This window comes from Kitasatospora sp. NPDC086009 (assembly GCF_044540385.1).
Classification (GTDB): Bacteria; Actinomycetota; Actinomycetes; order Streptomycetales; family Streptomycetaceae; genus Kitasatospora.
Map to the genome: position 1 here is coordinate 493,005 of NZ_JBITSA010000003.1, position 15,347 is coordinate 508,351.

The window sequence follows — 15,347 nt, forward strand, 5'->3', positions numbered from 1 at the left end:
CGACGGGCCGGGCCGGCCGCCGGCCCGAGCCCCCGTCAGCCCGCGACCACGAGCGCCCGTTCGGGCAGTCGCGGCCGCACCGGCAAGGCAGCCGCCCCCCGGCCGGGCGGGCAATCGGCAGGCACGCTCCGCACACGATCACGGCGCATCGGCGGCCGACCGCCGGAGCCCCGGAGCGCCGCGCCCCGCAAGGCTCCTTCGTTCACCGATCATTAACGGCCCGATGACAGTGTGTTAAGACTGTGTGCGCACACCGTCCAGGCAGCGAACGAGTTTTCACTCCTATCACACCGTATGACTAGTATCACTTCGTCAAAAGCTCGTGCCCCCGGACGGTTCGGCCCCACCAGGCCGGCCGCCAGTCCCAAGGAGTCAGCTCTGCGCGCGCGTGCGAATCGGCGGCCCCCGACGCCGAAGTCCCCCCGCAGGCGTCCGCGCCTGTCCCTGCGGACGGCGCTGCTCGTCCTGGCCGTCGTCCCCAGTCTCGCCCTCGCCGCCCTCTGGGCGGTCACCAGCGGCCAGACCTTCCTCGACTTCCAGCGCCAGGCGGCCCAGGGCCTGCTGGCCCAGAAGGCCGGGCAGCCGTCCAACCACGTCTACTACAACCTCCAGGAGGAGCGCCGGCTCAGCGCCGAGGCGCTCGCCCGGCCCGGCAGCGTCACCGACGCGCTGCGCCGCCAGCGCCAGCTCACCGACGACGCGGTGCGCCAGTTCCAGTCGCTCTCCGACGAGACCGCCGACAGCGCGCCCACCGAGGTGCGCACCGCGGTCACCGAGGCCCGGCAGGCGATGGGCAAGCTGGCCGAGCAGCGGGCGGCGATCGACCGCGCCGCCGTCGACCAGCAGACCGCCTTCACCTACTACACCGACCTGATCGCCGTCGACCTGCGGCTGTTCACCGCGCTGAGCCACGTCGACAACGGCGAGGTCACCTGGATCTCCAAGACCCTGGTGAACGCCTTCTGGGCCAAGGAGATGCTGGCCCGCGAGGACGCCCTGCTGGCCCGCGGCTGGCCGTCCGGCAAGCTCACCGCCGCCGACTACCAGCAGGTCCAGCAGGCGATCGGCGCGCAGGACCACCTGTTCACCGTGCAGGTCGTGCCGTACGTGCCGGCCGCCGAGGCCGCCGCCTGGCAGGACGTCATGACCAGCCCCGCCTGGCAGGCCAAGGCCTCCGTGGAGCAGTCGCTGATCAGGGCCACCCCGGCCGATCCGAGCGGCGCCGTCAAGCTCCCGGCCGCCCAGGACCAGTGGCGCCAGGCGCTCGACCAGCTCAACCCGGAGCTGGTGAAGGCGATCGAGACCCGCACCGACGGCATCGTCGAGGTCGGCAAGGGCTCCTTCCTCTCGCTGCTCACCGCCTTCGTGCTGACCACCGTCATCGGCCTGATCGCGGTCGTCGCGGTGATCCTCACCAGCTGGCGGCTGACCCGCTCGCTGCGCCGCCGGATCAAGGCGCTGCACACCCAGGCCGAGGAGCTGGAGCGGACGCTGCCCGAGGTCGTGGAGCGCCTCTCGCGGGGCGAGCAGGTCGACGTCGAGGCCGAGAGCCGCGCCATCACCGCCGATCCGCACGGCAACGGCACCGACGAGCTGGCCCAGCTCGGCCAGGCGCTCAACCTGGCCCGCACCTCCGCGCTGGAGACCTCCGTCCGGCAGGCCGACCAGCACCGCGGCTTCGAGCGGCTGCTGCAGCGCATCGCCCGCCGCACCCAGCTGCTGATCGGTCAGCAGCTGCGCAAGCTGGACGAGCTGGAGCGCAAGCACGAGGACCCGGAGGTGCTGGAGGGCCTGTTCGACCTCGACCACCTCACCGCCCGCCTGCGGCGCTACGAGGAGAACCTGGTCATCCTGGCCGGCGGCCAGCCGCAGCGGCGCTGGCGCAAGCCGGTCCCGCTGCTGGACGTGCTGCGGGCCGCCCAGAGCGAGGTGCAGGACTACCGGCGGATCATGCTGGACGTCGAGGGCCACCCGTGGCTCTCCGAGCGCGCCGTCGGCCCGGTCGCGCACGTGATCGCCGAGCTGATGGAGAACGCCGCGAGCTTCTCCAAGCCGCCGACGCCGGTCGAGGTCCGTGCCGCGATGGTCGGCCGCGGACTCGCGGTGGAGATCGAGGACCGCGGCCTCGGCATGGACCCGGAGCAGTACGACGCGGCCAACGAGCTGATGAGCCGTCCGCCCCGGATGGACGTGCTGGCCCGGGCGGACGACATCCGCCTCGGCTTCTACGTGGTCGCCCGGCTGGCCGCCAACTCCAACCTGAGGATCGAGTTCCGCCCGTCGGCCTTCGGCGGCACCCGGGTGGTCGTGCTCGTCCCCGACGAGCTGGTCATCGACGGTGACGCCGGGCTGCCGGACGCCACCCCGGTCGAGCCGATCCCGCTCGCCCGGCGCACCCGCAGGACCGCACCGGCCGCCCTCGCCGGGACCCCGGCCCACGCCCGGCCGACGGACCCGGAGGCCACCGTGGCGACGGCGGTCGCGACGGCCCCGCCGGCGATCGAGCCGCCGGAGACCGTCCTGGTCGCGACGGCGGCCGCGGAGAACTCGGCCGAGGCGTTCGCGCACGTCGAGTACATCCAGCCGCCCGCGCCCGAGCAGCCGGTCGAGCACAGCTCCCCGGTCGACGCCTCGGCCGGCTACGGCAGCGCGGGGTACGGCGCCGGCGGGTACGGCACGGCCGGCCACGGCGGCGCCGAGTACGGCACCGACGGGTACCGCACCGACGGCTACGGGACGAACGGGTACGGCACGGACGCCTACGGCGGCCAGGAGTACGCCGCGCCCGCCGACGGCACCCCGGAGTACGCCGCGCCGGCCCAGGAGCCGCTCGCCCGGACGCCCGCCCAGGAGATGCCCGTCCAGGACGCCTCCGCCCGGGACACCCCTGCCCAGGACGCCCCCGCCTACCCGGACATCGCCTACGCCACGGTGACGCCCGCGGAGGCCCCCTACGCCGACGAGCAGTACCGCCCGGCCGACCACTACCGCCTCGCCGAGCGGCGCGAGTACGCCTCGACGGTGCCGCTCAGCGAGCCGGCCGACGGCCAGGCGCCGCTGCCGCAGCGGGTTCGCCAGGCCAGCCTGGCCGCCGAGCTGCGCGTCCCGCCGCCGGCCCCGGCGCCAGGCGAGCGCGTCACCGGAGCGCCGGGCATGCCCGGCTCCTTCGGCACGCCGATCGGCTCGGCCGGCGCGTTCCAGCGCCCCCCGCGCCGCTCGGGCGCGGCCATCGGCGCCTTCCAGCGACAGTCCCGGGTGGCCCGCGGCCAGGACTCCGGCGAGGTCCACCTCCCCGGGCCCGACGTCTTCACCCGCGGCTCCCGCCCGGCGCCCCCCACCGGATCCGCCGGCTCCCCGGCGCCCGCACCGGACCCGGCCCCCTGGGCCCTGCCCGCCGCGGATCCCCGAACCACTAGGACGGATGACCAGTCATGAACCGCACGATCGCCACCCACCAGGACCTGGACTGGCTGCTGGACGGACTCGTCGACTCGGTGGCCGGGACCAGAAACGCCGTGCTGCTCTCCGACGACGGCCTGGTCGTCAGCCACTCCCGCACCATCGAGCGGGCCGACGCCGAGCGGCTGGCCGCCGTCGCGACCGGCCAGCAGAGCCTCGCCCGGGGCGTCGGCCAGCTGTTCGACGGCGGGCCGGTGCACCAGGTGATCGTCGAGCTGTCCGAGGTCTGGCTGTTCATCATCGCCGCGGCGCAGGGCACCCACCTGGCCGTGGTCGCCTCCCAGGAGGTGGACGCCGAGGTGATGTCGGTGGCCATGCACACCCTGGTCCAGCAGGTCGGCCAGAAGCTGAGCACGCCGGTGCGCAGCGACTTCGACGCCTTCGCGGCCAGGAACCGGGGTTGATGCCCCGGTGATCCCGCACTGGAGCGAGGTGCCCGACGAGGACGAGGACGACGGTGCCGGCACGATGGTGCGCCCGTACACCATCACCCGCGGCCGCACCGCGCCCGAGCGCGACGACCTCACCCTGATCACCGTGCTGACCACCGTGTCGGAGGAGGCCCGCACCGTCCTGGCGCGGGGCTCCTCCCGCTCGGGGCCGCGCGGGCTCCAGCCCGAGCACCGGATGATCCTGGACCGCTGCCGGCGTCCGGCCGCCGTCGCCGAGGTGGCGGCGGAGCTGGACCTGCCGATCTCGGTCACCAAGATCCTCCTGGGCGACCTGATCTCCCAGGGCCTGCTGCTGGCCCGGGCGCCGCTCTCGGTGGCCCGGGCCGGCGGGGGCCTGGACCTCGGCCTGCTGACGGCCGTTCGCGAAGGACTCCGGAGACTCTGAACCATGGCACCGACCGCACCCCTTCCCTCCTCCTCCGCCTCCGGCGCCACCGCGCCGTCCGCCGTGAAGATCCTCATCGCGGGCGGCTTCGGCGTCGGCAAGACCACCCTGGTCGGCTCGGTCAGCGAGGTCGCCCCGCTGCGCACCGAGGAGTACCTGACCCGTGCCAGCGTGGGCGTCGACGACCTGTCCGGCGTGGACAGCAAGGACACCACCACCGTCGCCCTGGACTTCGGCCGGATCACGGTCAGCCCCGACCTGGTGGTCTACCTGTTCGGCACCCCCGGCCAGGAGCGCTTCTGGTTCATGTGGAACGACCTGGTGAACGGCGCGCTCGGCGGCGTCGTCATCGCCGACACCCGCCGGCTGGAGACCAGCTTCGCCTCGATCGACTTCTTCGAGAGCCGGGGCATCCCCTTCGTGGTGGCGATCAACTGCTTCCACGGGCAGAACACCCGGACGCCGGACGAGATCCGGGCCGCCCTGGACCTGGACCCGCAGGTCCCGATGCTGCTCGGCGACGTGCGCGACCGCGGCTTCGGCCGGGACCTCCTGCTGGCCCTGGTCGACCACCTGATGGACCTCTCCGCCGCCCGGCCCGCGCCGGTCGGCTGACCCCGGCCCGCCCGTACCCGACCACCCCGCACCCGACCCCACCGCACCCGACCCCACCGCACCGCACCGCCCGCACCGACCCCCTTGGGAGACCCCCGTCATGACCTCACCCCTGCGCGTACTGATCCACGGCGGCGGCATCGGCGGCCTGACCCTGGCCACCGCGCTCGCCCGGCGCGGCCACCGGGTCGACGTGGCCGAGCTGCGCGACGGCCTGGAGGCGCTCGGCGTCGGCATCATCCAGCCGTCCAACGCCCTGCACGTGATGCGCGAGATCGGCGTACTGGAGGCCTGCCTGGCGGCCGGCTTCGAGTGGGAGGTGCTGACCGTCTGCGACCCGTCCGGCGCCACCCTCGCCAAGATCCCGCAGCCCCGGATGGGTGACGCCCCGTCCAACAACGGCATACCGCGCCCCGCCCTGGCCGGGGTGCTGGGCGACGCCGCCACCGCCGCCGGTGCCACCCTCCGCTTCGGCACCACGATCGCCGAACTGACCGACGACGGCGTGGGCGTCGACGTCACCCTGACCGACGGCCACCACGGCCGCTACGACCTGGTGGTCGGCTTCGACGGGATCGGTTCGCCGCTGCGCCGCCGGCTGTACGGCGAGAAGTACCTGCCCGAGTACACCGGATTCGCCAACTGGCGGGTGACGCTGCCGCGTTCGCCCGAGGTGCAGGGCGTGGTGATGTCCGCCGGGAACCAGCGGGCGAAGGCGCTGCTGACCCCGATCACCGACGAGCTGATGTACCTGGGATCGGTGTTCGCCGAGCCGGCGGACTTCCGCCCGGACGAGGAGCGCGCCCACGAGCAGCTGGCCGAGCGGCTGACCGGCTTCGGCGGCCCGGTCGCCGAGGCGCTGGCGCTGGTCACCGACCCGGCCGCGGTGGTCTACTCGCGGATCTCCCAGGTCAGTGTCGAGGAGCCGTGGCACGTCGGCCGGGTGGTGCTGGCCGGCGACGCCGCGCACGCGAGCACCCCGCACCTGGCGCAGGGCGCGGCGATGGCGGTCGAGGACGCGCTGGTGCTGGCCCAGAGCCTGGACGCGGTCGAGGACCCGGCCACGGACGTCGCGGCCGCGCTCGCCGCCTGGGAGGAGCGCCGCCGGCCGCGCGCGATGTGGGTGCAGGCGCTCTCGCGGGCGGTCCTGAAGCAGGAGACCGGCACGCCGACCACCCCGGAGGAGGACGAGCTGCTGAAGGTCGGCATCCCGGGCGCCGCGCACGTCCTCGTCCAGCCGTACTGACGCCGGAACGTTCGCCCGGCCGACGTCACCGACCGGCCCCGCCGGGAACCTCCCGGGCGGGGCCGCGTCGTCGGCCGCCTCGGCGCCTCCACCGCCCCCACCGCGGGACCGGCGGCCGCGGTCACCGGCCCAGCCGGGCCGCCGGGAGCATCGCGGTGGCCAGCGGACCGACCTCGGCCGGTGCGGCCAGTTCGGCCAGGTAGCGTTCGCGCGGGACGGCGGCGGCGCCGAGCGCGCGGACGTGGGGCGAGTCCCACTGGGCGTCCAGCAGGCGCCCGCCCGCGTCGGCGAACCGCGCGGCGAGGTCGGCCACGGCGACCCGGCCGGCGTCGGAGCGGCGGTGGAACATCGAGTCCAGGCTGAGCACCGGGCCGACGGCCACCCCGAAGACCCCGCCGATCAGCTCCTCGCCCTCCCAGACCTCGGCGCTGTGGGCGGCGCCGCGCCGCTGGAGTTCGACCAGCGCGACACGCAGCTCCGGTACGAGCCAGGAGGGTTGGCGTGCCTGCGCGCAGGCTTCGAGCACGCGCGGGAAGGCCCGGTCGGCGCTGGTCCACCACCGCCGGCCGTTCCGCAGCCGCCGGGCGAGCCGGCTCCCGACGTGCACCGCGTCCGGGGCGAGCACCGGGCGGGGGTCGGGCGACCACCAGGCGAGCGCGTAGGGGTCGTCCTCGGCGCCGGGCAGCAGCGCCACCTCCCCCGCCGCCACCGCCTCCTCGAATCGGACCTCGTTGAAGGCGCTCGCGTAGTCGTCGGCGGCGGGCATCGGGAAGAGCCCGTGCCGGTAGGCCGCCAGCAGCACGTCCGGCCCGAGCCGCGCCCCGAACGCCACCGGCCCGTCCCCCGGCGCGCCCCGCACGTCCAGGCCCCCGAACACGGCGTCGCCGAAAGCCCCGTCGCCGAACTCCCCGTCGCCGAACTCCCCGTCGCCGCCGCCCCCGCTCACCGCCGGACCACCCCCGCCGGGGGCATCAGGAAGCCCTCCGCGGTCAACTGCTCCAGGTAGCGGTCGAGTAAGGCGTCGTCCACCGCCGGGAGCTCGATCCCGCTGCCCACCAGCGCCTGGTCGGTGTTGGCCCGGTCGAAGAGCGGGAATGTCGGCCGGAAGTACATCTCGCTGATGGACAGTTCGGTGCCCGGGCTGCGGTCCACGAAGAGCGGCACGAACGGGGTCATCGGGTGGGTGGGGTGCCCGGCGGCGAACCGGACGAGGTCCTCGACCCAGGCCTTGTACGGGACTTGCTCCACCGGGTGGCCGCGCGCCCGCAGCCGTTCGGCGAGGTCGGCGAGCACGGCGGGGCGCGGCGAGGTGATGTGGTAGACCTCGCCGATCGCGGGGGCGTGCCGGGCGATGTGCGCGACGGCGCGGCTGAACCGGTCGGCCGGGACGAAGTCGAGCAGCAGCCGGACGTCCGGGCAACTTCCGCTGTCGGCCATGTACTTGATCAGCGCGCAGATCTCCGTGCCGGTGTTCATCACCCCGGTGGTGAGGTCGCCGGTGACGTCGTTGGTCCGCAGCACGGTGACCGGCAGCCCGGCCGCCGCCGCGTTGTGCAGCAGCTGCTCGGCGACCCACTTGCTCTCCACGTAGCCGACCGCGAGCCGGTCCGGGTGGGCCAGCGGCGTCCGTTCGGTCACCTCGCCGACGCCCGCCGGGCCGAAGCCGGCGAGCACGGCGAGCGTGGAGAGGTAGTGCACCGGGATGCCCCGCGAGTGCCCGGCCAGCCGGACGACCTCCCGGGTGCCGCCGACGTTGGGGCCGCGCAACTGGTGGTACGGGTAGATGAAGTTGACCTGCCCGCCGAGGTGGTGGATCGCGTCCAGGCTGTCGGCGAGCGCCTCGAAGCGGTGCTGGGAGAGCCCGAGCAGCGGTTCGGCGAGGTCCCCGACCAGCGGGACCACCCGGCCGTCCAGCACGTCCTTGCGCAGGTACCGCTGCTGGGCGGCCCGGATCCGCTCCAGCGCGTGCTCCTCGTCGGGGGCGCGGACCAGGCAGTGGACACGTGCCCCGGTGGTGTCCAGCAGGGCGGCGAGCAGGTGGGCGCCGCAGAAGCCGGTGGCGCCGGTGAGCAGGATCTCGGCCGGTTCGGCGCGCGAGGGCGCGGGGCGCCAGGACTGCCGTACGGGGGTGCCGAGTTCGGCCTCGGCCGTCCAGTCGACGGCCGCCTCGCCGAAGCCGTTGCCGCCGGCGCGGGCGGACTGGGTGGCGGTCGCGAAGGCCCGCAGGGTGGCGTCGCGCAGCAGCGAGCGGGTGAGGAAGCGGATCCTGGTGACGTCGATGCCGAACATGATCCGGGCCCGGGCCAGCATCTCCATGGCGAGCAATGAGTTGCCGCCGAGGGCGAAGAAGTCGTCGGCGGGCCCGACCTCCTCGACGCCGAGCAGCTCGGACCAGAGGTGCGCGACGGCGGGTTCGATCGCGCTCCCGGAGCCGTCGGCGAGCGGGCCCGCGTCGCGGCGGGCACCGTCGGGCGCGTCGGACCGGATGTCGGCGCCGCGGGCCTCCACGGTGCCCTCGCCATCGCGCCCCGCGCGCCGCTGGAGCTGCGGCGCGGTGCGCGGCAGCCGGCGCCGGTCGATCTTGCCGGCGGCGGTGAGCGGCATGCTGTCGAGGAGGACGAAGTCGGCCGGGACCATGAAGTCCGGCAGCCGCTCGGCGAGGTAGTCGCGGATCTGGGACCGCCGGGCCCGGGCGCCGGAGCCGTCCCGGTCGGCGAGCGTGTAGTAGGCGGTCAGCACGTGCGTGCCGTCCGCGGCGCCGTCGGCGGCGACCCGGGCCTGCCGCACGTCCGGGTGGGCGGCGAGCACCGACTCCACCTCGGCCGGGTCCACCCGGTAGCCGCGGACCTTCACCTGGTCGTCGAAGCGGCCGAGGATCTCCAGCTGACCGTCGGGCCGCCAGCGGCCGGCGTCGCCGGTGCGGTACATCCGCTCGCCGGGGACGGGCGCGTAGGGGTCGGGCAGGAAGGCCTCCGCCGTGAGCCCGGGGGCCCGCCAGTAGCCGCGGGCCAGGCCGGGGCCGCCCAGGTAGATCTCGCCCTTCTCGCCGGGCCGCACCGGGCTCAGCCGGGCGTCCAGCAGGTGCAGCCGCACCCCGGGCAGCGGCCTGCCGATCGGGACGGGGGCCGCGCCGAGCCCGCCCCCGCCGGCCGGCCCCAGCACCGCCGGGGTGACCTCGCAGAGCGTGGAGGTGACGGCCGCCTCGGTCACCCCGTAGGCGTTGACCAGCCGGACGCCGGGCAGCCGGGCCAGGCAGTCGCGGCTGTCGTCGGTGTGCACGGTGTCCCCGCCGACCACGACGAGCCGCAGGCCCTCGGGGGCCGGGCCGCCCTCGGGGAGCAGCGCGAGTACGTGGTGCCAGTAGGCGGGGGTGAGGTCGGCGACGGTCAGCCTGAGCTCGCGCATCCGGTGCACCAGCTCGGTGGGCGCCCAGGTCCGGGCGCCGCCGAGGATGAGGGTCGCGCCGCTGAGCAGCGCGGCGAAGACCTGCTCCAGCGAGGTGTCGAAGCCCAGCGCGGCGAGCTGCAGCACCCGGTCACGCGCGGTGAGCTCGTAGGCGCGGATCACCCGGTCGAGCGTGAAGACCAGCGAGCGGTGGGTGACGGGTACGCCCTTGGGGGTGCCGGTGGTGCCGGAGGTGTAGATCAGGTACGCCAGGTCGTCCGGCACGGCCGGGTCCGGCACCGGGACGCCGTCCTCGACCGGGTCCTCCGCCGGATCCGCGGCGGTGCCCGGGGGCGTCTCCGCGGTGCCCGGGCCGGGATCGCCGTCCGGTCCGGCCGCGTCGGCGCCGACCACCGGGACCCCGGCGAAGTGCCGCCCGTGCTCCCCGACGACCACCACCGCCCGGCAGTCCACCACGAGCTGCGCGAGCCGGCGCTGCGGGTGCGCCGGGTCCAGCGGCAGGAAGGCCCCACCGGCCTTGAGCACGCCGAGCCAGGCCGTGATCAGGGCCGCCCCGCGCTCCAGGCAGACCGGCACCACCCGCTCCGGCCCGACGCCCCGGGCCCGCAGGACGGCGGCCAGCCGGTCACTGCGCAGGTCGAGCTCGCGGTAGCTCAGCTCGCCGTCCTCGGTGAGCAGGGCGACCGCGTCCGGGTCGTGGGCGGCCCGGGCCCGGAACAGTCCGTGCACGGTGTCCGAGAACCCGGCCCGGGCCGGGCCCCGGCCGGCGCCGCCGGGCCCGGGGAGCCCGAGCCCGGCCCAGCGCCATTCGCGCTCGACATGGGCCCGGCAGTCCGCGAGGCCGGCCGGCCCGAACACCGTGTGCCAGCCACCCGGCACGGTGAAGTCACCGGGCCAGATCGCATACTGACCGTCTTCGTTCCGCACCACGGCGTGGCGCCCGGAATTCACATCCGGGCGCGCGCCCTGTGCGCTGTCGACTGCGTCGTCCACCGGCTTGACCTCGTGGTGTGGCGGCAGAATGCTGGGAGGTGCGACATTTCCGACTATACGCACCGAAGGACCGTTCCGAACGTCCGGCCGAAAGCCGCCGGACGGACGGGGCCGCTGCCCGGAAACCGCGGGCACCCCCGAGCGGACTCCCCCGACAGGGCCTACGGTCGTACCCGAGTACACCTTTCGAGGAAGTCGAGCACAACCCCGAGCACAACCCCGAGCACAACCCCGAGCACAACCCCCGGACCTGCCCCGGCAGATCCCGTCCTCGCCCGAAGTCACCGCCGGACCGGCACCCGTGATGTCGCGGAGGAGGTAGCGTCCTTGACACGTCGGCGACAACGCCTGATGGTCTGTTACCTGTCGTGGATGGTGCTGTTCACCTGCATCTACTACAGCAACCCGACCCAGCGGATCATCTGGTGGACCGGCATCGGCCTCGGCGGCGTAGCGGCCATCGTGGTGGGTGTCCACCTCAACCGCCCGGCGCACCGCCTGTTCTGGTACCTGCTCGCCCTCGCCAACCTCAGTTTCACCGCCGGCGAGGTCGTCCAGGTCATCCAGATGCAGTTCCTGCACCTGGGCAGCCCCTTCCCCTCCGTCGCCGACGGCTTCTACCTCGCCGAGTACCTGCTCTACGCGGCCGGCGTGCTGGGCTTCATCCGCTGGCGCACGGCCCACCAGGACCGCGCCAGCCTGCTGGACGCCCTCATCCTGACCATGGGCCTGGCCCTGCTCGCCTGGATCTACCTGATCCTCCCGTACGCCCGTAACCCCGACCTCAGCTGGTTCCAGAAGGCCGTCTCGATCGCCTACCCGCTGGGCGACGTGGTGGTCCTCGCGCTGCTGCTGCGCCTGCTGGTGCCACGCGGCGGCGGCAGCCGCGCGCTCCAGCTGCTCACCGTCGGCACGGTCGGCCTGCTGATCTCCGACATCCTGTACGGGCTCATCGTGCTGCACGGCAACTGGCACATCGGGACGCCGGTCGACCTCGGCTGGGCGGCCTTCTACACCGCCTGGGGCGCGGCCGCCCTGCATCCCTCGATGGTCGAGCTCACCAAACCGGTCCCCACCCAGCAGGTCGATCTCGGGCGGGGCCGGCTCGCCCTGCTCGCCGCCGCCTCGCTGGTCGCGCCGACCATCCTGATCGTCGAGTCGATCAACGGCGACACCAACAACGCCGGGGTGATCGGCGCCTTCTCCGCGCTGCTCTTCCTGCTCGTACTGGCGCGCCTCGCGCTCGTGGTGAGCGCCCGGCGCGAGGCCATCGCCCGGGAGCGCGTGCTGCGCGAGGCCGGCGCCTCGCTCACCGCCGCCGTCACCGTCGAGGAGGTGGCCGACGCCGTCCAGGGGGCCGCCTCCACCCTGATGCCCACCGAGCGCGGGCACGTCGCCCTGCTCGCGGTCAGCGAGGCCGGTGTCCTGCACATCCGGCACGCCGAGCGCGGCCCCGCCCAGCACCACCTGCACGACGGCTCCGACTCGGACGAGGTGCTCGCCCTGGCGGCCGTCCGGGAGACCCGTTTACTCCCCGTCGAGGACATCGGCGCCGATCTCGCCGTCCGCTTCGACGGGATGCCCTGCGCACTGCTCTGCCCGCTCACCCTGGCCGAGCGCCCCTCCGGCGACCCGCTGATCGGCGCCCTCATCGTGACCGGCACCGAGCAGGAGCTGACCAGCCTCTGGAGCTCGCTGGAGATCCTGGCCGCCCAGGCCGCGCTGGCCGTCGAGCGCGTCATGCTGAGCCAGGAGATCAACCGCCGCAACAGCGAGGCCTACTTCCGCACCCTGGTGCAGAGCGCCAGCGACGTCATCCTGATCCTCAACGCCGACGACGGCGTCCGCTACGCCTCGTCCTCCGCCGAACGCGTCCTCGGCTACGCCGACCTGGACGGCGTCCTGATCACTGACCTCGTCCCGCCCGAGGACAGCCGCACCGTCGGCAGCGCGCTGGCCCGGATGCGCGGCCCGGACGGCGGGGTCCGCACCGGCGACAGCCGCGAGCAGCAGCGCGAGCACTGGCGCCTGCTGCGCCAGGACCGCACCCCGATCGAGGCCGAGGTGCGCTGCAACGACCTGCGCGGGGATCCGACCGTCGGCGGCCTGGTGCTCACCCTGCGCGACGTCACCGAGCAGCGGCAGATGGAGCGCGAGCTCACCCACCGGGCCTTCCACGACTCCCTCACCGGCCTGGCCAACCGGGTGCTCTTCCAGGACCGGGTCGGCCACGCGCTCTCCCGGGGCGAGCGCAGCGGGGCGGTCACCGGCGTGCTCTTCATCGACCTGGACGACTTCAAGGTGGTCAACGACACCCAGGGCCACGCGGTCGGCGACGAGCTGCTGGTCGCCGTCTCGCTGCGGGTCTCCACCGCGCTGCGCACCTCCGACACGGCGGCCCGGCTCGGCGGCGACGAGTTCGCGGTGCTGGTGGAGGACGCGGTGCGCCCCGCGGACGTCGGCGCGATCGCGGACAGCGTGCTGGCCGCCTTCGTCGAACCGTTCAAGCTGAGCGCGGGCGCCGTCCGGGTGACGGCGAGCATCGGGGTGGCGACCACCGAGGACAGCGTGGACTCGGCGGAGCTGCTCACCCACGCCGACCTGGCGCTGTACTCGGCGAAGTCGGCCGGCAAGCGCCAGTGGTGCCACTACCAGCCCGCCCTGCAGGCCGGGCTGGTGGAGCGGCACGAGCTGAACGAGAACCTGGACGTCGCGATCGCCGAGTCCGCGTTCAAGCTCTACTACCAGCCGATCGTCGACCTGGCGACGGGCGAGCTGGTCGCCTTCGAGGCACTGGTCCGCTGGCCGCACGACCGGCGCGGGATGGTCCTGCCCGACGAGTTCATCGCGCTCGCCGAGGAGAGCGGCCAGATCGTGCCGCTCGGCGCCTGGGTCCTGGAGCGCGCCGCGCACGAGGCCGCCGGCTGGCAGCGGCTGACCGCCGACCGCCGCCGCGCCACCGGCCGGCCACCCCTGCGGGTCAACGTGAACGTGTCCGCCCGGCAGTTCCGGGACGCCGGCTTCGTCGACGTCGTGCGCGCCGCGGTACGGGCCTCCGGGATCGCCCCCGAGGCGCTGGTGCTGGAGCTGACCGAGTCGGTGCTGATGCGGCGCGACGAGCGGGTGCACACCGACATGCGCACGCTGAGCGAGGAGCTGGGCGTGGGCATCGCGATCGACGACTTCGGCACCGGCTACTCCTCGCTCTCCTACCTGCGGGAGTTCCCGATCTCGATCCTGAAGATCGACAAGTCCTTCATCGACGGGCTCGGGATGTCGCAGCAGCAGTACGCACTGGTCGAGGGCATCACCCGGATCGCCGACACGCTGGGCGTCCAGGTCATCGCCGAGGGCATCGAGAACACCGAGCAACGCGACCTGCTCGCCGCCATGGGCTGCCCGCTCGGCCAGGGCTACCTCTTCGCCCGCCCGCTGACGCCGGACCAGGCCGGCGCCCTGGTCCGGGGCGAGGTCGACCTGGCCGGCCAGCGGCAGTCGTGACGGCCCTCAGCCCCGGGCGGCGGCCTCCGGCGGCACCTCCGTGGTGCTGACCACGACGCCGGCGGTCAGCGTCCGGTGCACCGGGCACTTCTCCGCGATGTCCAGCAGCCGCCGGCGCTGCTCGGCGTCGAGGGCGCCGTCCAGCCGGATCTCCCGGGTGATCCGGTCGACCAGCCCGTGCCCGCTCTCGCACTCCGCGCAGTCCTCGGCGTGCACCCGCTCGTGCCGCAGCGCGACGGTGACCTTCTCCAGCGGCCAGCCCTTGCGCTCCGCGTACATCCGCACCGTCATCGAGGTGCAGCTGCCGAGCGCGGCCAGCAGCAGGTCGTAGGGGTTCGGCCCGCTGTCTGCGCCCACCGGCCCCGGCTCGTCGGCCGCCAGCTCGTGGCGGCCGGCCCGGACCTGCTGGCCGTAGCGGCCGACGCCGCTCTCGCTCACCACGACGAGCCCGCGCTCGGACTGCTGCTGTTCCATCGTCATCCCTCTCGTACGGCTCCGGCCTGCCCGGCGGCGCTTCAGAATACGGAGCCGGCCGGGAGGCCCGGCGCCACGGGTGCGCGCAGGTGCCGCTCGAGGAACCGCGCCGCGCTCTCCAGCTCCGCCGCGGGCACACCCGCGTGGCCGCCGGGGTTGGCGTGCAGGGTCTTCTCCGCCGAGCCCAGGGCGTCGAACAGCGCGAACCCCGCCGTGCGCTCGACCAGTTCGTCGTCCCACTGCAGCACGAACCGGACCGGGACGGTGACCCGGGCCGCCGCCCCGGTCAGCGACTCGTGGCCGGCCAGGCCCAGGACGGCGGCGGTGATCCGCGGTTCCGCCGCCACCAGCGGGAGGCCGACCACGCTGGCCAGCGACAGGCCCCAGTAGCCCACCGGGTGCTCCGCGCCGACCTCGTCGAGCCCGCCCAGCGCGTCCAGCACCGCCCGCCACTCGGGCACCGCCCGCTCCGCGAGGGCCGCCGTGTGCTCGGCGATCCCCCGGCTCAGCGGCTCGCCCGCCGCCAGCAGCGCGCCGATCTCCGCCTCGAACCAGGCGTCCCGCGCGGATCGCGGCCGGTCCCCGTGGCCGGGCGTGTCCACGGCCACGACCGCGAAGCCGTAGTCCGTCACCAGGCGGCGGGCGCGGGCCGCCAGGACCGGCGTCCGGCTGTGCCCGCCACCGCCGTGGCCCAGCAGCACCAGCGGGCGGCCACCGACGGTACCGGTGGGCGTCCACAGCACACCGGGGACGTCGCCGTGGGTGAAGCGGCGTTCCGAGACGCCGTCAGAGGTCTCCTCCACGAGGAAGCGCATGC

At 74.5% G+C, this 15,347-nt stretch carries 10 protein-coding genes; 6 read left to right on the top strand and 4 right to left on the bottom strand.

Translation table 11 applies throughout. The features are described from left to right. Positions 1–294 precede the first annotated feature (294 nt). From ACIF6L_RS11350 to ACIF6L_RS11370, 5 genes are all read left to right on the top strand, one after another. A complete protein-coding gene (locus tag ACIF6L_RS11350) occupies positions 295–3,435 on the top strand; it encodes a nitrate- and nitrite sensing domain-containing protein (protein ID WP_396488041.1) in 3,141 nt (1,046 codons plus the stop codon). Beyond that, complete coding sequence (locus ACIF6L_RS11355; RefSeq protein WP_329490371.1) at positions 3,432–3,863, top strand: roadblock/LC7 domain-containing protein; 432 nt, start codon at positions 3,432–3,434, stop codon at positions 3,861–3,863. Before ACIF6L_RS11350 ends, ACIF6L_RS11355 begins: the two co-directional genes overlap by 4 nt. A gap of 7 nt (positions 3,864–3,870) precedes the next feature. Continuing rightward, positions 3,871–4,296 (top strand): DUF742 domain-containing protein, encoded by a 426-nt coding sequence (locus tag ACIF6L_RS11360; RefSeq protein WP_380386868.1) that lies wholly within the window; start codon positions 3,871–3,873, stop codon positions 4,294–4,296. Between the two features lie 3 nt (positions 4,297–4,299). Continuing rightward, the gene (locus tag ACIF6L_RS11365; RefSeq protein WP_329490370.1) at positions 4,300–4,911 is read left to right on the top strand and encodes an ATP/GTP-binding protein; all 612 of its coding nucleotides are present in this window, start codon (positions 4,300–4,302) and stop codon (positions 4,909–4,911) included. Positions 4,912–5,011: 100 nt separating this feature from the next. Further along, positions 5,012–6,157: an FAD-dependent monooxygenase gene (locus ACIF6L_RS11370; protein ID WP_396488045.1), complete on the top strand. Its 1,146-nt coding sequence runs from the start codon at positions 5,012–5,014 to the stop codon at positions 6,155–6,157. Between the two features lie 121 nt (positions 6,158–6,278). On the opposite strand, the gene ACIF6L_RS11375 is transcribed toward ACIF6L_RS11370, so the two are convergent. Further along, entirely contained in the window at positions 6,279–7,103 is an 825-nt protein-coding gene (locus ACIF6L_RS11375) for a leucyl/phenylalanyl-tRNA--protein transferase (RefSeq protein ID WP_396488047.1), read from the bottom strand. After that, on the bottom strand, positions 7,100–10,840 hold the full coding sequence (locus tag ACIF6L_RS11380; protein WP_396488049.1) for an amino acid adenylation domain-containing protein: 3,741 nt from the start codon (positions 10,838–10,840) through the stop codon (positions 7,100–7,102). Before ACIF6L_RS11380 ends, ACIF6L_RS11375 begins: the two co-directional genes overlap by 4 nt. Positions 10,841–10,882: 42 nt before the next feature. Between ACIF6L_RS11380 and ACIF6L_RS11385 the strand changes: the two genes are divergently transcribed. Then, positions 10,883–14,056: a putative bifunctional diguanylate cyclase/phosphodiesterase gene (locus ACIF6L_RS11385; protein WP_396488051.1), complete on the top strand. Its 3,174-nt coding sequence runs from the start codon at positions 10,883–10,885 to the stop codon at positions 14,054–14,056. Positions 14,057–14,062: 6 nt separating this feature from the next. Here ACIF6L_RS11385 and ACIF6L_RS11390 read toward each other — a convergent pair whose 3' ends face one another. Together ACIF6L_RS11390 and ACIF6L_RS11395 are read right to left on the bottom strand one after the other, a co-directional pair. Further along, positions 14,063–14,530 carry an OsmC family protein gene (locus tag ACIF6L_RS11390; protein ID WP_352287520.1) on the bottom strand — a complete coding sequence of 156 codons (468 nt, stop codon included), beginning with the start codon at positions 14,528–14,530 and terminating at the stop codon, positions 14,063–14,065. Positions 14,531–14,571: 41 nt separating this feature from the next. Continuing rightward, positions 14,572–15,345: an alpha/beta hydrolase gene (locus tag ACIF6L_RS11395; protein ID WP_396488053.1), complete on the bottom strand. Its 774-nt coding sequence runs from the start codon at positions 15,343–15,345 to the stop codon at positions 14,572–14,574. Positions 15,346–15,347: the final 2 nt, after the last annotated feature.